This is a genomic window from Pseudomonas sp. B14(2022) (assembly GCF_012030485.1).
In the GTDB taxonomy this organism is placed as follows: Bacteria; Pseudomonadota; Gammaproteobacteria; order Pseudomonadales; family Pseudomonadaceae; genus Aquipseudomonas.
The window spans coordinates 1-23,783 of sequence record NZ_JAAUVM010000038.1 but is presented as its reverse complement, the minus strand read 5'-3'; the positions used below and the strand labels follow the sequence as shown (position 1 = coordinate 23,783).

Annotated in this window: 25 protein-coding genes; 10 read left to right on the top strand and 15 right to left on the bottom strand. The window is 64.1% G+C overall.

The features are described from left to right. Positions 1-132: 132 nt before the first annotated feature. The 8 genes from HCF10_RS30315 to gspG all read right to left on the bottom strand — a co-directional run bounded on the left by HCF10_RS30315 (position 133) and on the right by gspG (position 9,605). The gene (locus tag HCF10_RS30315; RefSeq protein ID WP_090405738.1) at positions 133-1,314 is read right to left on the bottom strand and encodes a substrate-binding domain-containing protein; all 1,182 of its coding nucleotides are present in this window, start codon (positions 1,312-1,314) and stop codon (positions 133-135) included. A gap of 412 nt (positions 1,315-1,726) precedes the next feature. Next, positions 1,727-2,938 (bottom strand): type II secretion system inner membrane protein GspF, encoded by a 1,212-nt coding sequence (gene gspF / locus HCF10_RS30310; RefSeq protein WP_145338722.1) that lies wholly within the window; start codon positions 2,936-2,938, stop codon positions 1,727-1,729. Further along, positions 2,938-4,356, bottom strand: coding sequence for a type II secretion system ATPase GspE (gene gspE, locus HCF10_RS30305; RefSeq protein WP_131700675.1), 1,419 nt, complete (start codon positions 4,354-4,356; stop codon positions 2,938-2,940). The genes gspF and gspE overlap by 1 nt, the downstream gene beginning before the upstream one ends. 31 nt (positions 4,357-4,387) lie before the next feature. Beyond that, positions 4,388-6,700: a type II secretion system secretin GspD gene (gene gspD / locus HCF10_RS30300; RefSeq protein ID WP_167657030.1), complete on the bottom strand. Its 2,313-nt coding sequence runs from the start codon at positions 6,698-6,700 to the stop codon at positions 4,388-4,390. Beyond that, on the bottom strand, positions 6,697-7,209 hold the full coding sequence (gene gspM / locus HCF10_RS30295; RefSeq protein ID WP_131700673.1) for a type II secretion system protein GspM: 513 nt from the start codon (positions 7,207-7,209) through the stop codon (positions 6,697-6,699). The genes gspD and gspM overlap by 4 nt, the downstream gene beginning before the upstream one ends. Beyond that, the gene (gspL, locus tag HCF10_RS30290; protein ID WP_167657029.1) at positions 7,202-8,272 is read right to left on the bottom strand and encodes a type II secretion system protein GspL; all 1,071 of its coding nucleotides are present in this window, start codon (positions 8,270-8,272) and stop codon (positions 7,202-7,204) included. Before gspL ends, gspM begins: the two co-directional genes overlap by 8 nt. After that, on the bottom strand, positions 8,269-9,147 hold the full coding sequence (gspK, locus tag HCF10_RS30285) for a type II secretion system minor pseudopilin GspK (RefSeq protein ID WP_167657028.1): 879 nt from the start codon (positions 9,145-9,147) through the stop codon (positions 8,269-8,271). Before gspK ends, gspL begins: the two co-directional genes overlap by 4 nt. Positions 9,148-9,155: 8 nt before the next feature. Then, entirely contained in the window at positions 9,156-9,605 is a 450-nt protein-coding gene (gspG, locus tag HCF10_RS30280; protein WP_099491840.1) for a type II secretion system major pseudopilin GspG, read from the bottom strand. Between the two features lie 148 nt (positions 9,606-9,753). Between gspG and gspI the strand changes: the two genes are divergently transcribed. Beyond that, positions 9,754-10,119: a type II secretion system minor pseudopilin GspI gene (gene gspI / locus HCF10_RS30275; RefSeq protein WP_092489620.1), complete on the top strand. Its 366-nt coding sequence runs from the start codon at positions 9,754-9,756 to the stop codon at positions 10,117-10,119. On the opposite strand, the gene HCF10_RS30270 is transcribed toward gspI, so the two are convergent. After that, on the bottom strand, positions 10,106-10,537 hold the full coding sequence (locus HCF10_RS30270) for a type II secretion system protein N (protein WP_167657027.1): 432 nt from the start codon (positions 10,535-10,537) through the stop codon (positions 10,106-10,108). The genes gspI and HCF10_RS30270 overlap by 14 nt on opposite strands. 93 nt (positions 10,538-10,630) lie before the next feature. Here HCF10_RS30270 and gspH point away from each other — a divergent pair, with 93 nt between their 5' ends. After that, on the top strand, positions 10,631-11,083 hold the full coding sequence (gene gspH, locus HCF10_RS30265; protein WP_145338727.1) for a type II secretion system minor pseudopilin GspH: 453 nt from the start codon (positions 10,631-10,633) through the stop codon (positions 11,081-11,083). Continuing rightward, the gene (locus HCF10_RS30260; protein WP_167657026.1) at positions 11,080-11,691 is read left to right on the top strand and encodes a type II secretion system protein GspJ; all 612 of its coding nucleotides are present in this window, start codon (positions 11,080-11,082) and stop codon (positions 11,689-11,691) included. The genes gspH and HCF10_RS30260 overlap by 4 nt, the downstream gene beginning before the upstream one ends. A 61-nt stretch (positions 11,692-11,752) precedes the next feature. Here HCF10_RS30260 and HCF10_RS30255 read toward each other — a convergent pair whose 3' ends face one another. From HCF10_RS30255 to HCF10_RS30245, 3 genes are read right to left on the bottom strand one after another with little or no spacing between them, the layout of a single operon-like run. Then, entirely contained in the window at positions 11,753-12,679 is a 927-nt protein-coding gene (locus tag HCF10_RS30255) for a FecR family protein (protein WP_167657025.1), read from the bottom strand. 37 nt (positions 12,680-12,716) lie between these two features. Further along, entirely contained in the window at positions 12,717-13,262 is a 546-nt protein-coding gene (locus tag HCF10_RS30250) for an RNA polymerase sigma factor (protein WP_027607555.1), read from the bottom strand. After that, complete coding sequence (locus tag HCF10_RS30245) at positions 13,259-13,903, bottom strand: secretin and TonB N-terminal domain-containing protein (protein WP_167657024.1); 645 nt, start codon at positions 13,901-13,903, stop codon at positions 13,259-13,261. Before HCF10_RS30245 ends, HCF10_RS30250 begins: the two co-directional genes overlap by 4 nt. 216 nt (positions 13,904-14,119) lie before the next feature. On the opposite strand from HCF10_RS30245, the gene HCF10_RS30240 reads away from it, so the two are divergent. Both HCF10_RS30240 and mntP read left to right on the top strand, forming a co-directional pair. Then, on the top strand, positions 14,120-14,419 hold the full coding sequence (locus HCF10_RS30240) for a hypothetical protein (protein ID WP_167657023.1): 300 nt from the start codon (positions 14,120-14,122) through the stop codon (positions 14,417-14,419). Between the two features lie 224 nt (positions 14,420-14,643). After that, a complete protein-coding gene (gene mntP, locus HCF10_RS30235) occupies positions 14,644-15,207 on the top strand; it encodes a manganese efflux pump MntP (RefSeq protein ID WP_145338731.1) in 564 nt (187 codons plus the stop codon). A 136-nt stretch (positions 15,208-15,343) separates the two neighbouring features. On the opposite strand, the gene HCF10_RS30230 is transcribed toward mntP, so the two are convergent. After that, a complete protein-coding gene (locus tag HCF10_RS30230) occupies positions 15,344-16,411 on the bottom strand; it encodes an NAD(P)-dependent alcohol dehydrogenase (protein ID WP_145338732.1) in 1,068 nt (355 codons plus the stop codon). Between the two features lie 146 nt (positions 16,412-16,557). On the opposite strand from HCF10_RS30230, the gene HCF10_RS30225 reads away from it, so the two are divergent. From HCF10_RS30225 to HCF10_RS30215, 3 genes are all read left to right on the top strand, one after another. Beyond that, positions 16,558-17,454 carry a VOC family protein gene (locus HCF10_RS30225; protein WP_167657022.1) on the top strand — a complete coding sequence of 299 codons (897 nt, stop codon included), beginning with the start codon at positions 16,558-16,560 and terminating at the stop codon, positions 17,452-17,454. Beyond that, positions 17,451-18,842, top strand: a complete 1,392-nt coding sequence (locus tag HCF10_RS30220) for an alginate export family protein (RefSeq protein ID WP_167657021.1) — start codon at positions 17,451-17,453, stop codon at positions 18,840-18,842. The genes HCF10_RS30225 and HCF10_RS30220 overlap by 4 nt, the downstream gene beginning before the upstream one ends. 89 nt (positions 18,843-18,931) lie before the next feature. Next, a complete protein-coding gene (locus tag HCF10_RS30215) occupies positions 18,932-19,750 on the top strand; it encodes an alpha/beta fold hydrolase (RefSeq protein ID WP_027607561.1) in 819 nt (272 codons plus the stop codon). A 42-nt stretch (positions 19,751-19,792) separates the two neighbouring features. Here HCF10_RS30215 and HCF10_RS30210 read toward each other — a convergent pair whose 3' ends face one another. Together HCF10_RS30210 and HCF10_RS30205 are read right to left on the bottom strand one after the other, a co-directional pair. Further along, on the bottom strand, positions 19,793-20,179 hold the full coding sequence (locus HCF10_RS30210) for a DoxX family protein (protein WP_092489609.1): 387 nt from the start codon (positions 20,177-20,179) through the stop codon (positions 19,793-19,795). Positions 20,180-20,260: 81 nt separating this feature from the next. Then, positions 20,261-21,136 (bottom strand): LysR family transcriptional regulator, encoded by an 876-nt coding sequence (locus HCF10_RS30205; RefSeq protein WP_131700659.1) that lies wholly within the window; start codon positions 21,134-21,136, stop codon positions 20,261-20,263. Between the two features lie 112 nt (positions 21,137-21,248). Here HCF10_RS30205 and HCF10_RS30200 point away from each other — a divergent pair, with 112 nt between their 5' ends. Both HCF10_RS30200 and HCF10_RS30195 read left to right on the top strand, forming a co-directional pair. Beyond that, positions 21,249-22,481 carry a YbfB/YjiJ family MFS transporter gene (locus HCF10_RS30200; RefSeq protein WP_167657020.1) on the top strand — a complete coding sequence of 411 codons (1,233 nt, stop codon included), beginning with the start codon at positions 21,249-21,251 and terminating at the stop codon, positions 22,479-22,481. Further along, positions 22,478-23,476 carry an NAD(P)H-quinone oxidoreductase gene (locus HCF10_RS30195; protein WP_167657019.1) on the top strand — a complete coding sequence of 333 codons (999 nt, stop codon included), beginning with the start codon at positions 22,478-22,480 and terminating at the stop codon, positions 23,474-23,476. Before HCF10_RS30200 ends, HCF10_RS30195 begins: the two co-directional genes overlap by 4 nt. Positions 23,477-23,783: the final 307 nt, after the last annotated feature.

Genomic DNA, 23,783 nt, shown 5'->3' with positions numbered 1-23,783 from the left:
GGGCGGGACTGAACTTCTGTCATGCAAAGTTCATAAAGGCCTGATAGCGGATCGAAAACCCGTACAAACGCAAAAACCAGCAACGGCACAGGCCGTTGCTGATCAGGTGTTGCAGGTCGGTGAAAGCGTGGATTACAGCGGACGACCTTTACCGTTGCAGACGTTGGTGTTGCCGATGCTCAGGGCGTTGCTGGCGGTCAGGAAGCTGCCGCGAATAGCCAGTTTCCAGTTGGATGGCAACGGTACGAACGCGTTGGCTTCGATAGCCGCATCGTTGTTCGCGGATGCGCCGTAGTGCTTGGTGAAGAACTCTCGCACTTGGCTGGTCTGGGTGGCGTCGGCGTAGCACTGGCTGAAGATCAGGTTGGTGAAGCCCAGGATCGGGTAGCCCGACGATGGGTAGGCCACTACACCGCCGCCCGTCGTTGCACCGAACACCGGCACCCAGGCGTCAGGGTTGCCACGCGCGGTTGTGGCAGGCAGCGGTACTGCGCTGATGGCGGCGGAGACGTTGGCGGCGGCTGGCGAAACGCCCAGGGTGTTGGTGGCGACGTTCTTGCCCACGCGAGCAACTTTGGTCGCGTCGTCCAGACCGGCCAACGTTGGCGCGGCGAAGTCAGGGCTCATGTAGGTGATCCCGCCGTCGGTGCCAGACAAGGTCGTCATCACACCTTGGCTACCCGTGGCGGAAACGGCGCCGGTAGGCAAGCCACCGGTGTAGCTGGTGCCGAAGGTGGTGGTGACGTTGAAGGTACCGGTTTCAGCCGTGCACTTGGCGTTGAGGAAGCGAGTGAACAGTTCGGTAGTGCCGCTGCTTTCGCTGCGGTAAACCAATTTGATCGCACCCGTACGACCAGAACCGGTGATGCCGCTCCAGTCAGCAATACGGCCCGAGAACACGCCGCACAACTCGTTGACGCTCAGGTCAACAGCCGCAGTGCCGCTTTTGTTGAAAGGGATGGCAACCGCGGTTCCAACCGAAGGTACTTGAATCAGTTTGCCCCAGCCCGGCTCTTTATCGGTAGCGTAGGTGGCCAGCTCTGTCGAGGTCAGCTTCGAATCACTACCGGCCCAGTGCACGTTCTTGGTGGTGTCAGTGCCGAACTGGATGTACTTGTTTTCCAGAAACGCGATTTTGCCTTTGCCGCTGCCCACACCGATATACGGGGCAAAACCGGCAGGCAATACTTCCGGCGTCAAATACAGTTTTTGCGGCAGGGTTGCGCCGCCACCATTGATGTCAGCCATTGCAGCCTGTGCCGAGCACAGTGCAGCGAGGGTCATGGATACCGCGAGAACGTTGCGCTTAAACATGAAGAATCTCCTTTCGTCGTGTTTGTACGTTTGGGGTAGATGGCTCTTGCATGACGCCATGGCTTCGGTCCCAAGCCATGTTGCGGGGGTGGCCGGGGGTGAAAACCATGGAGAGAAAGTCGCAGTTTCCGATGACGGTTATAGGAAAAAACCTCGGGAGGAAGGGCTTGATTTTAAAAAGATTCTCGGGTGTTTTGGTCACGGTTTTGAGCGGTTTGGCGGCAGGTGACAGCGAGGTTTCAGCGTGGGTTTCGTCAAGGCGGCGCGGGCTGTGACGCGGGGCCTGGATGTGACGGAATGAGGAACCCGAGGTTGAGGGCCGGCGATATCGGCCAGCCCCAAAATGAACTGAACAGACAGGGTCCAATGTGGGAGGGAGCAAGCCCCCTCCCACATTGGTTTTTTGGTGTGTTCAGGTCACCAGTTGGTTGATCTCGATGATCGGCAACAGCACCGCCATTACGATCACCAGCACCACCGCGCCCATCACCACGATCATCAGCGGCTCCAGCAACGCCGTCATGCCCATGGCCCGTCGTTCAATATCCCGCGACAGGGTCTGCGCCGCCCGCTCCAGCATCGGGGGCAGCGAGCCGGTTTTTTCGCCGCTGGCGATCAGGTGGATCAGCACCGGCGGGAAGACTTTTTCCACCGCCAGTGCCGGGGCCAGGTTGACGCCTTCGCGCACTTTGGCCGTGGCATCGTTGACGCACTGGCTCAGGCGCTCGTTGGACAGGGTTTGCCGCGCCGCTTCCAGCGCCCGCAACAGCGGCACGCCGGCACCGCCGAGGATCGCCAGGGTCGAGGCAAATCGCGCGGTATTCAGGCCCAACACAAAGCGCCCGATCAGCGGCAAGCGCAGCACCCGGCTGTGCCAGTTAAGGCGCGCCACGGGGTTGCGCAGGTACAGGCGCCAACCCCAGCCCCCCCCGACGATACCGCCGAAACACAGCCAGCCCCAGGCACGGATAAAGTCGCTGGCGTTGAGCATCGCCAGGGTCAGCCCCGGTAGGTCCTGGCGCGCCTGGGAGAACGCGCTGACCACCTGGGGCACCACGTAGCTGAGCAAAAAAATCACGATGCCGATCGACACCAGCCCGACTACGCCGGGGTAGATAAACGCGGTGAGGATCTTGCCACGCAGGTTGTTGCGCTCTTCGATGTAGTCGGCCAGGCGTTCCATCACCTGGGCCAGATCACCGGACTCCTCCCCCGCCGCGATCAGTGCGCGGTAGATCGACGGAAAATCCCGTGGCCGTGCCGCCAACGCATCCGCCAGACGCATGCCGCCGCGTACATCGGCGCGCACGGCAGCCAGGGTCTGGGCGATGTGTTTTTTCTCCGCCTGCTCCACCGTGGCGCTTAATGCCGCCTCCAAGGGCAGGCTGGCGCCGAGCAGGCTCGCCAGTTGCCGCGTGGCCCAGGCCAGGTCGTTGTCCGACAGTTTGGCGCTGAACAGGCTGCTGCCGGCGGCGCTTTGCTGACCGCCCTCGACCTGCACCAGCAGCGCGGTCAAACCACGGCTGCGCAGCACCGCAAACGCTCCGCTCTGGCTGTCGGCCTCCAGGTGCCCGGCCTCGACTTTGCCGCTGGCATCGGCGGCTTCATAGCGGTAGCGATTCATCAGGCGTCCCGTGTCACGCGCAGGATTTCTTCGGGCGCGGTGGCGCCGCTGCGTACCCAGCGCTCGCCGTCCTCACGCATGCTGAACATCCCCGCACGGCGCGCCGCCACGCGCAGATCCTGCTCGCCGGCGCCCTGGTGGATCAGGCTGCGCACCTCGTCGTCGACGCAAAACAATTCATGGATACCGGTCCGCCCGCTGTAGCCGATCTGATTGCACTGCGCGCAGCCCACCGGGCGCCAGGTGCCAGGCGCGGCGGGGTCTTCCTGTTTGCAATGCGGGCACAGGCGGCGGACCAGGCGTTGCGCCAGGACGCCCAGCAGTGACGAGGCCAACAGGAACGGTTCGACGCCCATGTCGATCAGGCGGTTGACCGCCGACACCGCATCGTTGGTGTGCAGGGTCGCCAGCACCAGGTGCCCGGTGAGCGAGGCCTGCACCGCGATTTGCGCGGTCTCCAGGTCGCGGATTTCACCGATCATGATGATGTCCGGGTCCTGGCGCAGGATCGCCCGCAGCGCCAGGCCGAAGGTCATGTCGATTTTGGCGTTGACCTGGATCTGGCTGATGCCCGGCAGGTCGTATTCCACCGGGTCTTCCACGGTGAGGATATTGCTGGTGCTCGCATCCAGCCGTGCCAACGCCGCGTACAGGCTGGTGGTCTTGCCGCTGCCCGTGGGCCCGGTGACCAGCACGATGCCGTGGGGCTGGCGAATCAAGGTGTCGAGGCGCGCCAGCAACTGCGGCTCCATGCCCAGGGTCTCCAGCTGCAAACGCCCGGCCTGTTTGTCGAGCAAGCGCATTACCACGCGCTCGCCGTGCCCGGTGGGTACCGTCGACACACGAATATCAATCGGCCGCCCGGCCACGCGCAGCGCGATGCGGCCGTCCTGGGGCAAGCGTTTTTCAGCGATGTCGAGCTGGGCCATGATCTTGATCCGCGACACCAACGCGCCATGCAGCGCCTTGCGCGGCGACACCACATCCCGCAGGGTGCCGTCGACGCGGTAGCGCACCACCGAATGGGTTTCATACGGCTCGATGTGAATATCACTGGCCTCGTCCCGCGCGGCCTGAGTGAGCAAGGCGTTGATCATGCGGATCACCGGCGCGCCGTCCTGGGTGTCGAGCAGGTCGGTGATTTCGGGCATGTCCTGCATCAGGCGGTCGAGGTCGACTTCGTTCTCCGCCGCGCCCACCACGGCGGCGGCGCTGCCGGTGTCGGCGTAGGCGCTGGCGAGGAGGCCGTCGAGTTCATCGTCGCGTACCTGCTCAACCCGCGACTGGCCGAACTGGCGCTGCACTTCGCTGATCGACCAGCCGGGGGTCGAGGGGCAGACGGTGAGCAGCATGCCGTCCTCGCCGGGGCGCAGGAGGATGCGTTGGGATTTGGCCCAGGCGTAGGGGAGCAGGCTCATACCCCTCCCACATTTGGATCTTCATTTGAATTCATGGCCGTGCGCCTACCGGTACGGCGCGGATGACCGCCCTCGGCCCTTGCTGCTGCCCTCCCGGAATCGCCTTCTCCACCGACGGCAACTGCGGCGCCTGCACATCCGGCATCGCCCAGCTGTGTTCCGGCTGCAACCCACTCTGCGCCCGGCGCATAAACTCATAGCGGTTCAAGGTAATGCTACGCCCCGCGCCACTGTCGCGAATGATGTAGGGCCGCAAAAACACCATCAGGTTGGTCTTGCTCACACTGCGCTTCTCATTGCGAAACAACGCCCCCAGCCCAGGAATATCCGAGAGCCACGGCACCGCGTCATTGCTCTGGGTATAGCCGTCCTGCAACAGCCCGCCGAGCACCATGATCTGCCCGTCGTCGAGCAGGATGCTGGTATCTATCGCGCGCTTGTTGGTCACCGTGCCCGCCGACACCGACGCCCGTGTGTCCACGGTGCTGACCTCCTGGTAGATATCCAGCTTCACCGTGCCGCCTTCGGATATCTGCGGGCGCACGTTCAGCTTGAGCCCCACTTCTTCACGCTGCACGGTCTGGAACGGGTTGTTGCTGGTGCCGCCGCCACCGGTCACATAGCTGCCGGTGACAAACGGAATGGTCTGCCCGACAAAAATGCTCGCCGCTTCGTTGTCCAGGGTCAGCAGGTTCGGCGTCGACAGCACATTGGTGCCGCCCTTGCTCTTCAAGGCACGGGCCAGCACCTTGAGGTCGAGCACCTTGCCGATCCCCGGAATATCCACGGTGCCATTGACCACGCCGATATTCAGGCCCTTGGGCAGCACATCAATACTGGTGGGACTGGTCGGCGTGCCCACGACACCGCTGCCCCCCAGGTTCACCCCGCCGAAGCCGCCTCGGCCCGCCAGGTTGCCGGCCTGCCATTGCACGCCGAACTCGGTGGCATCGTCCTCGCCCACTTCCACGATCAGGCTTTCGATCACCACCTGGGCGCGGCGCTGGTCGAGCATGTCGATCACTTCGCGCAGGTTGCGGTACAGCGGGTCCGGCGCGGAGATCAGCAAGGTGTTGGTGGTGGCGTCGGCCTGGATGGTCACGCCGCCGGCGCTGAACGCGGTGTCCTGCTCGTTGGCGGTATTGCCGGTATTGGTGCTGGAACCGGTGGTTTGCCCATAGCCCGACTGCACGCCACTGCCGGTGGGTGTGCCGCTGCTGTTTTGGGCGTTGCTCGTGCCCTGGCTGTTCTTGCTATTGCCGCCCATGGCACTGAGCTTGCCACGCGCGTCGTCGCTCACGCCGGAATCGCTCTCGCCGGTGAGCAGCCCGCGCAGCGACTGGGCCAGCTTGGCCGCCTGGGCGTTGCGCAGGTACACCACGTGCATATTGCTGGGGTTGCTCTGGGCATTATCGAGCTTGTAGATGAGGTTGCGCGCCAGCTCCGTACGCTCGGGGCTGCCGGAACGGATGATGATCGAATTGGAGCGCGGGTCACCGACCACGTTGATCTTCTGGGTCTGGTCGGCGCCCTGGGTTTCCAGCAGCTCGGAAACCATGGCGGCGATGTCCACGGCGATGCCGTTTTGAATCTGCACCACATCGGTATCGATGGCGCTGGGGGTGTCGATGCCACTGATGATCTGGGCGACCCGCGCGAGGTTTTCCGCATAGTCGGTGATGACGATGCTGTTGTTGCCGGGGTAGGCGTTGATCGGGTTATTCGGCGACACGATGGGGCGCAGCACCGGGATCAGGTTCACCGCATTCTCGTATTGCAGACGGAAGGTGCGCGTCTGCATGCCACTGCTGCCCGCGCTGTAGATCGGCCCGCCGAGCAACTTGGCATCGGCCTCCGGCACCACCTGGGCCACGCCGCCCACATCCACCACGCTGAAGCCCTGCATGCGCAGCGCCGCCAGCAGCATGTCGTAGGCCTGGTGCGCCGGTACCTGGCCTTCGCTGACCAGGGTGAGGTTGCCTTTTACCCGCGGGTCCACCAGGAACTGCTGGCCGGTGGCACGGGACAGCGCGCGCACCACCGCCTGGATATCGGCATCGACGAAGTTGAGCTGCACCGGCTGGTCACCCAGCGGGTTGCGCGCCTTGACCGGCGCCGGGGCCTGGCCCCGGACGCTGTTGGTGACCCGGTGTTGTACGGCAGGCTTGGGGGCCGGCTCGCGTTGGCGATCCAGCACGGTGTCGCCGCTGCGACGGGTGTCGGCCAGGGGTTGGCCAAGTTCACTGTCCACCAGCAACGGCGTGGTTGACGGGCTGCTGCACGCACTCAAGGCCAGTAACAGCAACGGCGCGGCCTTGCGAAAAGGGAGGACTGACCACTTCATGAAGCTTCCTTAGCGCCAAGCGCCTGATCCATGCGAACGGTCCCGGACACAGTGCCGGCCGAGTTATCGACGGCATCCGCAGCACGTTGCAAACGCGCCTCGGACACCTCCAGGGAAAATGAACGGGGATTGCCCAGCAGCCAGCCCACCACAGCGTCGGCCGGGGCATTGTCGAAGGTCAGGCGCCAACCGCCGGCGTCCAGCACCTGCAACTGGTAATGCCCTTGCAGACCGGCAGTGTCCAGGGCCTGGCGCAACGCGGTTTCGTCGGCCTGGCGCGGCGCGGCGACATCCTGCAACAGCACCCGCAAGGCTTCGGCCTGGGCGCGCAGCCTGGGGGTTTCGGCCTGCCAGTAGTCGATCTTTTTCAACGCCGGCTGCACCAGCACCAGCCACGTCAGCAGACTCGCCAACACCAGCCCGGCGCCGATCAGCAGGCGTTTCTCGCGCAGGGCCAGGCCGCTCCAGAACACCTGGGCCTGGTTGCGCAGGCGCAGCCACCTATTCATCGCCGGCCTCCGGTTTTTCCGTGGCCGGCGCCGGGCCGATGCTCCAGCCCTGCTCATCGCGCGTGGCGGCAAAACCGGCCTGGGCCAACGCGGCCTGCCACTCGCCCTCGGCCGCCGGGTTACGGCTGTCGGCGAGCAACGCCAGGTGCAAGGTGCCCTGTTCAAAGTTCAGGTTGTCGACGCTGCCCACCATAAAGGGCAAGTTGCTGCCCGCCAGTTGCAGCAGGCTGCTGAAGCGTTGGCCCGAATCGGCAGCCGCACCGCTCTGGCGCGCGGCCAACTGTTGACGGGCCTGCTGCAAGGGGTTGAGCACCACGGGTAATTCAGGAAACGCCTGGCGCACCTGTTGGTTCATCAACGCCTTGAGCCGTTGGCCTTCGTCGACCTGGCGTGCGGCGTAGAGGTTGAGGCCGACGGTCCAGATGGCAGCGGCCAGCGCCACACAGGCCAGCGCCCTGCCCCATCCGGCGCCAGACGCTTGGCTGACGCGCGCGTGCAAACCCCAGGCCGGCACCGCGCCGCTCCAACGCTGCGCCTCTGCCACCAGCGGCACATCAAGCGCTTGCAACCCCAGCGGGTGCACAGCGCCCTGTTGCAGGCTGTCGCGGGTCAACAGATAGCCGTCGTCCAACGCCGCCACCCCCACCGGCAAGGCATAGGGCGCCGGGTACAGGCCGCGCAGCTTGAGCTGCGCCAGGGCAAAGACCTGGCCCAGCCGTTCCAGCCCGGCCTTGGGCACCCAGCCCACCTGCACACGTCCATCGCTTTCACGCGGGCCGTGGGCCACGTGCATCTGTTCCACCGGGCCGAGGATCAGCGCCTGCGCCGCACAGGCCACCGCCGCCTGGTTTTTCGCTGCGGGCAATGGCGGCAGCTCAAGGCTGGTGAGCAGGCTGTCACGCGGGTGCAGAAAACACTCCACCGCCTGCCGGCGCTTGCCCAATTGCGTCAGGCTTTCATGCCCTTCGGACACCACCACGCCACGCTCGAGCCAGGCAAATTTCACGTGGCTTTGTGCGCTGATCTGATCCAGCGGCGGCAAGGCAATGCGCAAGCGTTTCATACGCCCACCCGCGACCAGATCACCTTGGGCTCACGGTCTTCGGGGCGATGCAACAATGCGTCGATTGTCACCCGACGGCGCTCGCGCCGCGCCTGGCCCTGTAAACGAAACCACTCGCTGGTGATGCCCACCTGCACCGACTCCAACTCGACCTGGGGCAAGTGCAGGCGGTTGACGAAATCCCCACGGTTGATGAACCAGTGGCCATTGTCGCGCTCGGCCACAAGCCCTTGGGCCTGGGACAGGCTGAGCTGCGGCACCACCGCGCTGAGCACTTCGGCGCTGGCGGTGTTGCCGTTGACCCAGGTATTGCCGGGCAGCACGCTGATGTACGCCTGCAGGCGCTGCAACACCTCAGGGGACAGGCCTTCAAGACCACTCAGGTCGTCGAGGCTGCGCAACATCGGGTATTTGGCGGGCAACCCCTTCTGTTCATAGGACGCGATCACCCGTTGGCTGATGCGCCGGCTCACGGCCGGGGCCACGCCCAGGGTGCGGCACAGGCGCTCGAAGCTCTGCAATTGCTCGGCATCGGGCTGCTGGCGGTTAACCAGGTTGCGCAGGTTGAACTTGCCCTGTTCATCGTCAATCCGCCCCTCGAACACGCCGGCCTGGGTCCGCGCCCAAGGTTGGTCAAGGCGGGTCAGCACGTCCTTCTGGCGTGCCTCCCAGAGCATCTGCCGGCTGCGTTCAAGGCCACCGAGCAACAGCCATTGGCCCTGCACGCGCGACTGCTCGGCTTCCAGGCTGCGGGTGAATACGGTCTGGCGCGTGAGCATGCCGCCGGCGATCACCGCCACCACCGCCGCGATCAGCAAGGCGCTGATAATCGCCATGCCGCGCTGCTTCGCCGCTGGGGGCGAATACCGTTTCATGGCGCGCCTTACAACTGCCAGGAGCCGATATCGGCATTGACGCCATCGCCATCCGGTTGGCCGTCGGCGCCCAGGGAGAACACATCGACTTCACCGTTGGCGCCCGGATTGAGGTAGTGATAAGGATGGCCCCAGGGGTCGTTGGGCAAGCGCTCGAGGTAGGCGCGCCAGGTGCTGTTCTTGGCATCCGCCGGGCGTTCCACCAGCACTTTCAGGCCCTGGTTCATGCTCGGGTAGGTGCCGTGGTCGAGGCGATACAGCTTCAACGCCTGCATCAACCCGCCGATGTCCTGCTTCGCGGCGGTGGCCCGCGCCTGGTCCGGGCGATCGAGGACCTTGGGGACCACCATCGCGGCGAGGATCCCGAGGATGACCACCACCACCATGATCTCGATCAAGGTGAAGCCACGCTGGCCGCGAGGGCCTGGCAATGGGGATGTTAGGCGCGCGATATCCATCTCGACATTCCTTGGCTTGGGTACATTTCGTGGCGCAGTGTTGCAAGAACACATGTCAGTCGTATTGAAAATCCTCGGGAGTTTCGGTCGCCAATCGGTCAACTGCCGGCGCTAGTCTGCGGGCCTGTTTCCCGGCTTTGAGAGCGCCATGTACGGCCGTCGCAAGGAGCAAGGTTTTACCCTGATCGAGGTGCTGGTGGCGCTGGCGATCATCGCCGTAGCCATGGCCGCCGCCATCCGCGTGGCCGGGTTGATGACCCAGGGCAACGGCTTACTGCGGGACAAATCCATGGCGTTGCTGGCGGCGCAGAGTCGCCTGGCGGAGTTACGCCTGGAGGGGCATTTGCGCGACGGCACAAAGACCTTCAGCTGTGACCAGGGGCGCTTGAAACTGCGGTGCGAGCAGACCATCAGTCGCGATGGCCGCCTGTTTCAAGTCAACGTGCAGGTGCTCGACGCCAGCCGCGAGGCGCCGCCGCTGGCCCGCGTAGAGACACAGGTCAGGGCCGAGTGAGCCGCGGCAGTGCCGGCCCCTCCGGCAACCTGTCGAGGTTAACGCGCAGCTTCTCCCCGCCGCGCTCGATCTCGACCCCATCGCCTTCGATGGCCGTGAGCCGTACACCTGGGCTGAGGCGCTCGCCCAGCAGGAAACTGCGCGGCGGGCCGTCGTTGAGACTGAGGATCGCCACCGCACCGCGCGCCCCGGCCAGCACGCCAGAGACCTTGACCTGCAACGCCGCCGGCACATTGGAAAACCATTGCAGCGCCGGGTTATCGCTGCGCGCCGCCAGCGCCTGGGGCGTGGCCTGGGGCGTATGGGACTCGGCGGACGTCAGCAACAGCGGCGTCCAGACCGCCACACCGGCCAACGCCGCCAGCAACGCCACGATTTGCACACCGTGGGCAGGTGAAAAACGCAGGGTAAATGCCATGGGAAGGACCTCCTGTTTGTCCATGGCACCAGCCTACAGGCCAATTCGCACGTTTTTATTTCACAAGCTCACCAGCTTTCGAGGGGCCTAACGATGAAACAGCAAGGCTTCACCCTGATCGAGTTGATGGTGGTGCTGGTGATCATCGGCATCGCCAGCGCCGCCATCAGCCTGACCATCAAGCCCGACCCGCTGCACCTGTTGCGCAAAGACGCCGAGCGCCTGAGCCAACTGCTGCAAGTGGCCCAGGCCGAAGCCCGCGCGGACGGCCGTCCGATCACCTGGCGCGCCGACGCCAAGGGCTTTCGCTTCAACCGCCGCAACGACGCTGGCAACGGCGTCGAAGCGTTCCAGGGCGATACCCAACTGCGCCCACGCCTATGGGAAAGCACGCCGATGCACATCAATATCGAACCCCGGCAAACCCTGGTGCTCGACGCCGAATGGATCAACCCACCCGTGCGCATCGTGCTGTCCGACGGCCAACACAGCCTCAGCCTGCAACGCGACACCGCCGGCTTGATGCGCGTGGTGAGCCAGCCATGAACCGATCCGAGCAAGGCTTCACCCTGATCGAAGTGATGGTCGCGATCATGCTTATGGCCGTGGTCAGCGTGATCGCCTGGCGCGGACTGGACAGCGTCACCCGCGCCGACCAGCACCTGCAGGCGAGCAGCGAACAGACCGAAGTGCTGCTGCGTGCCCTTAACCAACTGCAGCGCGACATCAGCCTGCGCGCCAGCGTCGAACTCAACGCCCCGCCCCCCTCAAAGAACAGTGCAGAAAAGCTCGATGGACTGGCGGCGGTCACCGTGCGCAGTTCCGACAGCAAAGGCTTTCGGCTGGACATCATTCGCAGCGCGCCCATCGCCGGCGATGGCCTGCAACGGGTGCGTTGGTGGCTCAAGGGCGACAGTTTGTATCGCGCTGCGGCCCCCGCGCGGGATCGCTATCCGCTGCCGGCGGCAAAGGATGGCGTGGTGGTGTTGAGCGGTGTCAGTGACCTGCAGGTGCGGGTGTGGGAGGCGGATAAGGGCTGGCGGCAGTTGAGCGGGAATCGGCGTGAGGATCCGTTGGGGCTGGAGATCAGTTTGGTGCGGGAGACGCCGCAGGGGGTGGAGAAGTATCGGCAGGTGGTGGGGCCACTGAGATAGCCGTCCCAAACACGCCCCTCCGTAGATACCGTGTTATCACATTGAAAATAGGCAGGTACTTCTAACTCAACAACACCACCCCACCCGGCAACTCCGTACACTTGGCCCCGTACGCATCCCGAATCAACAACGCCACCCCCGCCAGTTGCTGCAGGCTGAACCGCGCCTGTACGCGCCGTTGGCCGAGTTCCTTGTTGAGCAGCACCAACATCCCCGGCCGGTAGCGGTTGATCTCGTCTACCACCGTGGCCAGGGTGGCGTTGTTGAAGACCAGGACCTGTTCGCGCCAGGCCACGACCGCCTGGGTGTCCACCACCACCGGTTCGCCCATGCCGGCCGCGTCGTAGCTCAATTGCCGGCCGCTCTCCAGGCGCACGCTGCGCCCGGCAACGTCCACCGACAACCATCCCTCGATACAGGTCACGCAAACCGTGCGGTCGGTGTTGCGCAGGTTGAAACGTGCCTGCGCCGCGCTCACCCAGCCTTCCCCCGCCAGCACCTTGAGCGGCTGTGCGGAATGGGCGATCACCTCGACTTCGCCTTCAAGCAATTCAAGGCCCTGCCCCACTTGGCTCACGCGCGTTTGGGTATTGAGTTCCAGGCTGACCCCGTTACTCAACAGCACTTGGCGTTGTTCGCCGACGTCGGTGCGATAGTCGGCCGTGAGGCCGGCAAAACCACCGGGGGAGCCGACCTGCACCATCACCACAGCGGCCGATGCGGCAATCGCGCCGCCCAGGAATGCACGGCGCCCGAAACTGCGCGGTTGCGATACCTGCTCAAGCGCCGGGGCCAGTTGCTGCCACAGCGCCTTGGCCTGCTCGAACGCCTGGGCGTGCTCGGGGCTTTGTGCACACCAGGCTTTGAGCGCCTTGGCATCGGCCACGGTGGCGCGGCCCGAGGTCAGCAGGACCAGCCAGTCGCGGGCTTCATCGTGCAGGGGGCTGGCGGCGGAGTGCCGGGCGGCGGAGAGGCTAAAAATGTTCAAGCGCGCAAATACTCACGGTTTTATCAGGGACTCGAGTCTAAGACGGTTTTCCGGCCCCGGGACCGAACCGCTGGATCACTTTTCTTTCCAAACGCTTGGCGCAGTGGCCCAGGGCGGCCTTGATTTCCTTCTCGACCATGCGCGTGGAAATGCCGAAACGCTGGGAGATTTCCAGGTGTGGCGCCTCTTCCAGGCGTGCGGCGATGAGGATCTTGCGGCGGCGTGCCGGCAGTTCGTAGAGCGCCTTGACCAGGGACTGGATTTCTTTCTGGCCGCCCACCACCCGTGACGGGTCCTGGGCTTCGTCGGCGCTTTGCAGCAGTTCTTCCACCTCGCTGCCGGTGAGCAGGCGCGCGTCGGCCTGGCGGCGGTCGGCGGCGATGTTCAAGGCCATGCGGTACAGGTAGGCATTGGGTTGCGCCAGGTTAGGCGGCACTTCCATGCGGTCGACCCGCAGGTAAGTTTCGTGCAGGACATCGTTGGCCAGGTCCTCCGAGCCCAGGCGCTTGCGCAAACGCACCTTGAAGTCATCGTAGGAGGCCAGGAACAAGCCGACCATCGTACTGTGCCCGGTATTTTTCATCCGCCCCAGGCTCCGTTTGCTGCTGTGCATTCCATGCGCGTTCCTGTTGTGTCAGGCATCAAAAGTAAAGTCACCGGTTGGCGCAGGGAACTTGGTGCCGGGCGTTCGACCCGCGCGGTGCCCAGGCTGCGTACCAGTGCTTCATCGCGTTGTTCATCGCCGGTGGAGCTGACCAACCGACTGTGTTCGATCAGCCCTTGGGGGTTGACCCACACCTGCACCAGCGCCCGAAAACTGCCGGGCCGGGTCAGCGGCGAGCGGCACAGGCTAATCTCAATGGCCTGCTGCAAGGCCGTGGCGTAGCTGTTGTTGATCCGCGCGGCGTTGCGTGCCGCCGCACCACGGGTGGCAGGCGGCTGGCTGACCTCGGGCAACTGCAAGGTGAACGCATCATCGCGTGCATAACGCGCCATCAGGCCACTCCCCGTCAGCAACATCGCCAGAGCCTCCTGCGCCGTAAAATGCCCGCGCACACTGATGGAACGCCGGCCCCGCGTCAGTTCGCGGTCGACCAGCACTGCCATTCCGGTGGCGCGGCTGTAGGCTTGCAGTGCATGTTCCAGGTCTTGCGCCGGCAGGTTCAACAGCAGCAGCGGTGACTCTGCCTGCGCGACGCGACCACCGGCCAGCAGCAACAGCAAGACCAGGGCGCATACGGCGCGCCTCCAGCCCCCCTGTTCACCCCCTGTTCTGCATCGCTGCACGGCCGACGCGCCCTAGAAAACCGTCATCCTGAGGCCAATTTATGAACCTGATGTTACGGTGATAGCAAAAAAAACATCACGGTGACGAGAGGCCCGCTGCACTAGACTTGCACACCAACCGGCCCACCCCCTCGGGCCCGCCAGGAGGCCTTGATGAAACGCTTACCGATCCTCGCCAGCCTGTTGCTGTGCGCGGCCCTGCCCTTGCACGCCCACGCCGAAAACTGCGCCGACGTCTCGGTGGATGGCTACAAGGCGCCCGACTATGGCTGCCTGAGCCAGCAGATGGGCAACGACACCAATGCCGCCAAAGCCGCGCAGAAAAACCGCGAGGCGCAAGGCATTGCCGTGGACAAGCGCCAGCCCAACAAGCTCGGCCTGGCCACCCCGGCGGCGACCAGCGTGCGTATGGGCAACACCTTCGGCACCTCGGTGAGGCCGCAGCGGCCTTGAGCGCCTTTTGACAAAACTTTCATCTCTGCCCCCCTATGATCGCCCACCTCGTTGGGGAGTAACCGGCTTCTGACCCTGTTGGAAGCGTTCGTATCAACATATTCGGCAACCTGCCGTGGTGCGAACACCGTCTTTTCGGTTGGTGAGACCAGCGACACATCCATGCCTAAAGTCGGGCGTGTGGCTGTGTCGTTGTGTCCCATAGCCCGACTGGAAGCCTGACCGTGAACCCCATTTCCCTGATTCTCCTCGCCCTGGCCATGTCCACGGACGCCTTTGCGGCGGCCATCGGCAAAGGCTCCAGCCTGCACAAACCGCGTTTGACCGAAGCCCTGCGTGCCGGTGTGATTTTTGGTGTGATCGAAGCCATCACCCCGATGATCGGCTGGGCGATCGGCCATGTGGCCACTCGTTGGGTGGAAAGCTGGGATCACTGGATCGCCTTCACCCTGCTGGTCGGGTTGGGCCTGCATATGATCTACAACGGGCTCAAGGCCGATGATGAGGAAGCCGAAAAGCCGACCCAGCACTCGTTCATGATCCTCGCCGTCACGGCGTTCGCCACCAGCATCGATGCGATGGCGGTGGGCGTGGGCCTGGCGTTCGTCGACGTGAATATCCTGGTGGCCTCCGCCGCGATTGGCCTGGCGACCATGACCATGGTGACCATCGGCATGATGCTCGGCCGCGTGCTGGGCACGGTGGTGGGCAAGCGTGCCGAGATGGTCGGTGGCGTGGTGTTGATGCTGGTGGGTGCGACGATTCTTTACGAGCATCTCTCGGTCTGACGTGCACACATGACAATGTGGGAGGGGGCTTGCCCCCGATGGCGGTGGGTCAGTCAATGATGCTCTGACTGTACTACCGTTATCGGGGGCAAGCCCCCTCCCACAGGGGTTCTCCAGTGGTTTGGAGATCGGGTTTTCAAGCCGCGTGGCTTTCCTTTTTCAAGCTGTCCATATCGATCACGAACCGATACTTCACATCGCCCTTGAGCATGCGCTCATACGCCTCGTTGATGCCCTGGATGTCGATCATCTCCACGTCCGAGACAATCCCGTGCCTGGCGCAGAAGTCGAGCATGTCCTGGGTCTCCTGGATCCCGCCGATCAGCGAGCCGGCCAGGCTGCGGCGCTTGAAGATCAGGTTGAACACGGTCGGCGACGGGTGCGGGCTGTCGGGGGCGCCGACCAGGGTCATGGTGCCGTCGCGCTTGAGCAGGTTGAGGAATGCATCGAGGTTATGCGGTGCGGCGACGGTGTTGAGGATGAAGTCCAGGCTGTTGGCGACCTTGGCCATTTCGTCCGGGTTCTTCGACACCACCACTTGATCGGCGCCCAGGCGCAGGCCGTCTTCGCGTTTGTTGGGTGAGGTGGTGAACAGCGTGACATGGGCGCCCATGGCGTGGGCGATCTTCACCGCCATGTGCCCCAAGCCGCCCAGACCCACCACACCGACCTTCTTGCCGGGCCCGACCTTCCAGTGGTGCAGCGGCGAATAGGTGGTGATGCCCGCACACAGCAACGGCGCGACGGCGGCCAGGTTGGAATCGTCGTGGGAGATGCGCAGCACGAACTTCTCCTTGACCACGATGCTGTCCGAGTAACCACCAAAGGTATTTTCACCGCCGAACACCGGGCCGTTGTAGGTGCCGGTAAAACCGCTCTCGCAGTATTGCTCCTCGCCCTCGGCGCACGAGGCGCAGTGCTGGCAGCTGTCGACCATGCAGCCGACACCGGCGAGGTCGCCGACCTTGAATTTGCTCACATTGCCCCCCACCGCCGTCACGCGGCCGACGATTTCGTGGCCGGGGACCGACGGGTACAGGGTGTTGTTCCACTCGTTGCGCGCGGTGTGCAGGTCGGAGTGGCACACGCCGCAGTAGAGAATGTCGATCTGTACGTCGTCCGCCCCCGGCGCGCGGCGCTCGAAGGTAAAGGGCTTGAGGGCATCCTTGGCGTTCTGGGCGGCGTAGCTGTAAGTCTTGGCCATTTCGTTCACCTGTGTGATCTGACGGTAGAGGTCAGTGGACCAGCATAGACGCTGAACCGTTCAACCAAGCACGCCTGTACAATTTCCATCGCGTCCCTGCCCCTAACCTCACGGCTTCAATCGCGTAGAAGTGTTGGAGAGTGGGCATGCGTAGCAAAGTATTCAAGGTATCTGTGGCATTGACGCTGCTGGCGAGCGCAATGATGGGCAATGCCTTCGCGGCAACCCCGAGCGTGGCGGTGGCGCCGCAATACGACACCAGCCACGTGTATGTGGCGCCGGCGGATGTGGATCGTTTCGCCCAGAGTTTCCTCGCCACCTTTGGCGGCAAGAGCACGCCCCAGGTGGTGGTGAACGTGCTGCCGGTGCCGAGCAGCACCACCTCGCAACTGCTGCAGACGCCGGCGGGCACGGTGTCGCTGTTCGGTTTCACCACGCCCATCCCGCACCCGTTCGGGCAGGAACGCAACGGCTACCTGGTCAAGGACATGGACGCGGCGCTCACAGCCGCGCGAGAAAACGGCGCCGCCGTTATCGTCAGCGACTTCCCGGACCCGATCGGGCGTGACGCCGTGGTGCAATGGCCGGGAGGCGTGAACATGCAGCTCTACTGGCACACCAAGACCCCGGACTACGCGGCGTTCCAGACCGTACCGGAAAACCGCGTGTACCTGTCCACCGATCGCGCTGACGTCTTTATCAAAGCGTTCCTGGGTTTCTCCCACGGCAAAGTCCTGGCCGATGACAAGCACGCGCCCGGCGTCGATGTGGGTCAAGCCACTGGCACGTACCGTCGCGTCGATATCGAGTCACCGTTCGGACGCATGGCGGTGCTGGTCACCAACGGCCAACTGCCCTACCCCTTCGGCCACGAGACCACCGGTTATCAAGTGCCTGACCTGACGGCCACGCTGGGCAAGGCCACGGGCTCCGGCGCCAAGGTCTTGGTGCCGGCCTTTGACAGCAAGGGCCGTCGCAGCGCCGTGGTTGAATTCCCCGGCGGCTACGTCGCGGAAATTCACCAGCTCCACGCCGCAAAATGATTCGCCGCACAGGCTGGGGCCTGGCCGTGCTGTGGCCGTTGCTCACCGGCGGCGTGCATGCCGACGAGCAACCGACACGCCCGGCCATCAAGGCCAACCGCTGGCAGGAGGACTGGTCGGTGCTCAAGGATCCGGCGCTGCGCACGCAGCCACTGGACAGCTTGAAGTACATCGCGCTGTCCAGCGCCAACCCGTTCACCTATTTGTCATTGGGGGCGACGTTGCGGGAGCGCTTCGAGATGAACGATGCCAGTGGTTTTGGGGTGAAGGACGTGAAGCGAGATCGCTACCTGATCCAGCGCTTCCAGGTGCACGCCGACCTGCACTTGAATGAAAACTGGCGGCTCTTCACCCAACTCGAAGACGTACGCGCCTACGACAAGACCACGGTCGGCGGCGCCGATCAGAACCGCGTCGATTTGCGCCTGGCCTTTGCCGAATACGTCAACGCGTTCAGCAGCGGCACGCTCAAGGCGCGTGTCGGGCGTCAGGACTTCGCCTTCGATTTGCAGCGTTTCATCTCATCGCGGGACGGCCCGAATGTGCGGCAATCCTTCGATGCGCTGTGGGCCGATTGGGAGACGTCCAACTGGCGCTTTATCGGGATTGCCAGCCAGCCGGTGCAGTATCAGGACGGGCGGCACTTCGACGACAAATCCAACAGTGACGCGCGCTTCCACATGTTGCGGGTCGAGCGGCTGGTGGGCGGCAAGAATGAGCTGTCGGCCTACTACGGCGTGTACGAGCGCAGCGCTGCGCACTATCTGGATGCGGACGGCGATGAAACCCGCCATCTGTTCGACGCACGCCTGGGCGGTGCGGCCCAGGGATTCGACTGGGACATCGAAGCCATGCTGCAAAGCGGCTCGGTGGGCAGCAAGGATATTCGCGCCTGGGCCGGCGGCAGCCGCACCGGCTACACCTTCGACAGCCTGGCGTGGAAACCGCGAATCGGCCTGCAGCTGGACATTGCCTCGGGCGACCGCAAAACCGGGGACGGCACCGTGGGTACGTTCAACCCGCTGTTCCCCAACGGCTACTATTTTTCCCTGGCCGGCTATACGGGCTACAGCAACCTGATTCACGTCAAACCGTCGATCACCGTCAAACCCATCGACAAGCTCAGCGTGCAGACCGCCGTCGGCCTGTTGTGGCGCCAGACCACCAGCGACGCGGTGTACACCCAGCCGAACCTGCCCGTCGCCGGCACCGCAGGCCAAGGTGAACGCTGGACCGGTGCCTATGGTCAGCTGCGTACCGACTACGTGTTTACGCCGAACCTCACCGGCGCGGTTGAAGCGGTGCATTACGCGGTGGGCCGGACCTTGCGCGACGCCGGCGGCGATGACAGCAATTACCTCGGGGTCGAGCTCAAGTTCAGTTGGTGACCCAGGCAAGCACACCCGTACAAGCCCCCGGCCCGGTTTCGGGCAATAGTGAGGCTGGTTTTTCAGTCCCTCAAATCAAGGAGTTTTCCATGAGCACATTCGTTGCCAAAGACGGTACCCAGATTTACTTCAAGGACTGGGGCAGCGGTAAGCCCGTGCTGTTCAGCCACGGCTGGCCGCTGGATGCCGACATGTGGGAATACCAGATGGAATACCTCAGCAGCCGTGGCTTTCGCACCATCGCGTTCGACCGCCGTGGCTTTGGTCGCTCGGACCAGCCGTGGACCGGCAACGACTACGACACCTTCGCCGATGACATCGCGCAGCTGATCGAACACCTGGACCTCAAGGACGTGACCCTGGTGGGCTTCTCCATGGGCGGCGGCGACGTGGCCCGCTACATCGCACGCCACGGCAGTGCACGCGTGGCCGGCCTGGTGCTGTTGGGCGCAGTCACGCCGATCTTCGGCCAGAAGCCCGATTACCCCCAGGGCGTGCCGACCGAAGTGTTTGACGGCATCAAGGCCGGGTTGCTGAAAGACCGTGCGCAGTTCATCGCTGACTTCAACACGCCGTTCTTCGGCATCAACAAGGGCCAGGTGGTTTCTGAAGGTACGCTGACCCAGACCCTGCAGATCGCCATGCTGGCGTCCCTCAAGTCGACCGTGGATTGCGTCACCGCCTTCTCCGAGACCGACTTCCGCCCGGACATGGCCAGGATCGACGTGCCGACCCTGGTGATCCACGGTGACGGCGACCAGATCGTGCCGTTCGAGACCACCGGCAAGGTAGCAGCCGAGATGATCAAGGGCGCCGAGCTGAAGGTGTACAAGGATGCGCCGCACGGTTTTGCCGTGACCCACGCTCAGGCCCTGAACGAGGACCTGCTGGCGTTCCTCAATCGCTGAAACACCCGCTCCTTTGGCCGGGCTCGCCCGGCCTTTTTTGGCTCAGGAGAAACGCTGGCTCAGCACCAGGCGCCCCGGCCCGCTGATCAGCAGCGTGGTGAAAATGATCAACAGCAGCCAGCCGAATTGCCCTTCCAACAACGTCCATTCCGGATGCACCACCACCATCGCAATCAACAGCACCGCCAGTATCGGCAGGCACGCCAGGCGCACCAGCACCCCGGCGATGATCAGCAGCGGGCAAAGTACTTCGGCAAAAATGGCCAGCAGCAAGGTGACATGGGCGCCGAGGTGAAACGGGTCTTCGATCAGCTTCAACTGCTCGCTGTAGTTGAGCAATTTGGGCAAGCCATGCACCCAAAGCAGGAACAACGCCCCGCTGCCCCGCAGAAACAACAGCCCCAGGTCCTGGTGTCTTGATTCGTTCATATGCGCTCCGGTGGGTTGACACGTTATCGACGTCGATTGTGTCCACAGAGCGGTACGTACGCTTGCAACCGTGTGCTGACCTCACTCCCCGGTGCCGGCAAACCCCGCGACGATTTCATCGATCACCGCCCGTACCCGCGCGGTGTGGCGCAGGTCAGCGTGGGTCACCAGCCAGACATCGTAGGGCAACGGCCGCGTGCGCGCAGGCCATAGGCGCACCAGCCCGTCGCGCTCGCCGGTGAGGATGGGGATTTCGCCGATGCCGATCCCGGCGGCGATGGCGCGGCGCACCAGCAGGCTGGAACTCAGGGCGGCGACGATGCGCCCACGGCCCAGGGGTTCAGAGACCAGGGTCATGTCCTTCTGGGTTTGCAGGTACGGTTGATAGACCACGAGGTCATGCCCTTCAAACAGGCTGCCCGGCTCCGGTGCGCCCTGGCGATCGATATAAGCCTGGGACGCAAACAACCCCACCGGCCAGCGCGCGAGACGCCGGGCAATCAGGTCAGGACTGTCCGGGCGCGTGTTGCGCACGGCGATGTCGGTCTCGCGTTTGGCCAGGCTCAGGAACTGGGTCGACGCGTCCAGTTGCACGCGCACATCCGGGTGCTGGGCGTGCAGGCGCGCAATCGCAGGAATCAGGAAGTCGATGGCCAGGGAGTCGGTGGTGCTGACCCGTACGGTGCCGGTCAGGCGGTCATCCAGGCCCTGGATCTGACGCTCCAGGTCGAGCGCCGAGCGTTCCATTTTTTCCACCGAGAGCAACGCGGCCTCGCCGACGGCGGTCAGTGCGTAGCCTTCGGAGGTGCGCAGGAACAGCGTTGCACTCAGGGACTTTTCCAGGGCATTGACCCGCCGGCCCACGGTGGCCTGGTCGACACCCAATGCACGTGCGGCACCGCGCAGCGTCGACTCGCGGCAGACCGCCAGGAACACCCGTGCATCATCCCAATTCATGCTGACTCCTTGCGCTGCATATATGCATCGCCATGACGTGTAATCGCTGCATTATTGCATCGATAAACCTGGATATGCTGGGCACCAGAGAAAAATACCCAGGACCGCCATCATGCTCGACACTCATGCCCCACCCCGCCACGCCGTATGGCTGCCGATCTTCGCCGGCCTGTGCGCCAGCCTGGTCAGCATCGGCCTGGCGCGCTTTGCCTACACGCCGTTGATTCCGTCGCTGATCCAGGCCCACTGGTTCAGCGCCAATGACGTGGTGTACCTCGGTGCCGCCAACCTGGTGGGTTACCTGATCGGCGCGCTGATCGGGCGGCCCATCGCCCAGCGCACCTCGAACAGAACCGCGCTGCGCATCATGATGGTGGCGGTGACCCTGGCGTTCTTCGCCTGTGGCTTCCCGCTGTCGGTGGTGTGGTTCTTCGCTTGGCGCCTGCTGTCGGGGGTTGCCGGTGGCGCAATCATGGTGCTGGTGGCGGCGACCGTGTTGCCCCATGTACCGGCCGCACGCCGGGGTCTGGCCAGTGGCGCGATCTTCCTCGGCATCGGCCTGGGCATCGCCGGCTCCGGCACGCTGGTGCCGCCGCTGCTGAGCCTGGGCTTGCAGCAGACCTGGTTCGGCCTGGGCCTGCTGGCCGTGGTGTTGACCGCCGCCAGCTGGTTCGCCTGGCCTTCGGGCACGCTGCATGAGGACACGCCGCCATCCGACTCGGCCGCAGCGACGCCTTCCGGCGTGTACCTGCTGTTCGCCCAATACGCCTTTATGGCCGCGGGGCTGGTACCGGCGATGGTGTTCCTGGTGGATTACGTGGCCCGTGGCCTGGGGGCCGGGGCGCATATCGGCGCGATGATCTGGGTGATGTACGGCCTGGGGTCGATTGTGGGGCCGGTCACCTACGGGTTCCTGGCAGACAAGCTGGGGGCGCGCTTGAGCATCCGCGTGGTGCTGGTGGTGCAGGCGATTGCCGTCGGGGCGTTGCCGTTTGCCGGCTCGTTGACTGGCCTGGCGGTCCTCGCGGTGATCCTCGGTTCGTTCCCGCCGGGCATCGTGCCGTTGGCGCTGGCGCGGGTGCACGAACTGCTCCCCAACCATCATCAGCAGCAAGTCGCGTGGAGCCGTGCCACGGTTTCCTTTGCGACTTTCCAGGCGCTCTCGGGGTTTGCCTATTCCGCCCTGTTCAACGTCAGCGGTGGTCAGCATGCGCTGTTGTTCATGATCGCTGCCGGGGCGATAGTGGTCGCCCTGGCACTGGAACCGGGCATGCGCCTGCTGAACCCTCGACCGTCCGACGCGGTCCCAACCCATACGCTCATCGCTGCAGGTAATCTGAAATGACGCTTCCTAAAGAAATGACCCTGATCGAAATCACCACCCCCGGTGGCCCTGAGGTGCTGCAGCCGCGCCGCGCGGAGGTACCGGTGGCGGGCCCCGGCGAGATCCTGATTCGCGTGCACGCGGCCGGGGTCAACCGCCCCGACGCCCTGCAACGCGCCGGCAAGTACCCGATGAAACCCGGCATGAACCCGCTGCCTGGCCTGGAAGTGGCGGGCGAAGTCGCCGCCCTGGGCGACGGCGTGACCGAGTACGCCGTGGGCGATAAGGTCTGCGCCCTGACCAATGGCGGCGGCTATGCGCAGTTCTGCACGGTGCCCGCCAGCCAGGCGCTGCCGATCCCCGAAGGCATGGACTGGATTCAAGCCGCTGCCGTACCGGAAACCTTCTTCACCGTGTGGGCCAACCTGTTCGGCCTCGGCGATGCGCACACCGGCCAGCGCGTGTTGATCCACGGCGGCACCAGCGGCATCGGTACGACCGCGCTGATGCTGTGCCGCGAGTTCGGCATCCAGGCCTTCGCCACCGCCGGCAGCGCCGACAAATGCGCGGCCATCGCCCAGCTGGGCGGCGAGCCGATCAATTATCGCGAGCAGGATTTTGCCGAGGTCATCGCGCAACAGACCGACGGCCAGGGCGTGGATGTGATCCTCGACATCATGGGCGGCTCGTATCTGAACAACAACCTCAAGGCCCTGGCCATGGACGGCCACCTGGTGATGCTGGGTTTCCTCGGCGGCGCCAAGGCCAACGACGTCGACCTGCTGACCATCCTCGGCAAACGCGCGGTGATTACCGGCTCGCTGTTGCGTGCGCGCAGCAAAGACGAAAAAGCCGCGATTGCCGAACAGTTGCGCGAGTACATCTGGCCGGTACTGGAGGCCGGGCGTTGCCTGCCGATCATCGACAAGGTTTACGAATACACCGACGCCGCCCAGGCCCATGCGCGGATGGAAGGTGGGGACCATATCGGCAAGATTGTGTTGCGGGTGGGGTAATCAGCAGGCACTACAAATCAAATGTGGGAGGGGCGGTGCGACGATTCGACTTGCTCCCGTGGCGGCCTTCGGGCCGACCATGTCGTTGGATTTGATTGAGTACATATCCGTTGCTGCGGTAACGGCTGCTTAGGGTTCCGCTCTTACAGCGGGTCACTTTGGAAAAGCCCCAAAGTAACCATGGACTTGTTCCCTCAAAACGTACGCCATGAAGCGAGTGTTAAGCAGTTTGCTTCAGTTGCTTTGCGTAGTCATTAGGTGAGCTGTATCCCAGCGCCGAGTGCAGCCGTACCGCGTTGTAAAACCC

Coding starts and splice junctions, on each gene's coding strand:
- HCF10_RS30315 (WP_090405738.1), bottom strand. CDS start 1,314: ATGTTTAAGCGCAACGTTCTCGCGGTATCCATGACCCTCGCTGCACTG.
- gspF (WP_145338722.1), bottom strand. CDS start 2,938: ATGAATCGCTACCGCTATGAAGCCGCCGATGCCAGCGGCAAAGTCGAG.
- gspE (WP_131700675.1), bottom strand. CDS start 4,356: ATGAGCCTGCTCCCCTACGCCTGGGCCAAATCCCAACGCATCCTCCTG.
- gspD (WP_167657030.1), bottom strand. CDS start 6,700: ATGAAGTGGTCAGTCCTCCCTTTTCGCAAGGCCGCGCCGTTGCTGTTA.
- gspM (WP_131700673.1), bottom strand. CDS start 7,209: ATGAATAGGTGGCTGCGCCTGCGCAACCAGGCCCAGGTGTTCTGGAGC.
- gspL (WP_167657029.1), bottom strand. CDS start 8,272: ATGAAACGCTTGCGCATTGCCTTGCCGCCGCTGGATCAGATCAGCGCA.
- gspK (WP_167657028.1), bottom strand. CDS start 9,147: ATGAAACGGTATTCGCCCCCAGCGGCGAAGCAGCGCGGCATGGCGATT.
- gspG (WP_099491840.1), bottom strand. CDS start 9,605: ATGGATATCGCGCGCCTAACATCCCCATTGCCAGGCCCTCGCGGCCAG.
- gspI (WP_092489620.1), top strand. CDS start 9,754: ATGTACGGCCGTCGCAAGGAGCAAGGTTTTACCCTGATCGAGGTGCTG.
- HCF10_RS30270 (WP_167657027.1), bottom strand. CDS start 10,537: ATGGCATTTACCCTGCGTTTTTCACCTGCCCACGGTGTGCAAATCGTG.
- gspH (WP_145338727.1), top strand. CDS start 10,631: ATGAAACAGCAAGGCTTCACCCTGATCGAGTTGATGGTGGTGCTGGTG.
- HCF10_RS30260 (WP_167657026.1), top strand. CDS start 11,080: ATGAACCGATCCGAGCAAGGCTTCACCCTGATCGAAGTGATGGTCGCG.
- HCF10_RS30250 (WP_027607555.1), bottom strand. CDS start 13,262: ATGAAAAATACCGGGCACAGTACGATGGTCGGCTTGTTCCTGGCCTCC.
- HCF10_RS30240 (WP_167657023.1), top strand. CDS start 14,120: ATGAAACGCTTACCGATCCTCGCCAGCCTGTTGCTGTGCGCGGCCCTG.
- HCF10_RS30230 (WP_145338732.1), bottom strand. CDS start 16,411: ATGGCCAAGACTTACAGCTACGCCGCCCAGAACGCCAAGGATGCCCTC.
- HCF10_RS30225 (WP_167657022.1), top strand. CDS start 16,558: ATGCGTAGCAAAGTATTCAAGGTATCTGTGGCATTGACGCTGCTGGCG.
- HCF10_RS30220 (WP_167657021.1), top strand. CDS start 17,451: ATGATTCGCCGCACAGGCTGGGGCCTGGCCGTGCTGTGGCCGTTGCTC.
- HCF10_RS30215 (WP_027607561.1), top strand. CDS start 18,932: ATGAGCACATTCGTTGCCAAAGACGGTACCCAGATTTACTTCAAGGAC.
- HCF10_RS30210 (WP_092489609.1), bottom strand. CDS start 20,179: ATGAACGAATCAAGACACCAGGACCTGGGGCTGTTGTTTCTGCGGGGC.
- HCF10_RS30205 (WP_131700659.1), bottom strand. CDS start 21,136: ATGAATTGGGATGATGCACGGGTGTTCCTGGCGGTCTGCCGCGAGTCG.
- HCF10_RS30200 (WP_167657020.1), top strand. CDS start 21,249: ATGCTCGACACTCATGCCCCACCCCGCCACGCCGTATGGCTGCCGATC.
- HCF10_RS30195 (WP_167657019.1), top strand. CDS start 22,478: ATGACGCTTCCTAAAGAAATGACCCTGATCGAAATCACCACCCCCGGT.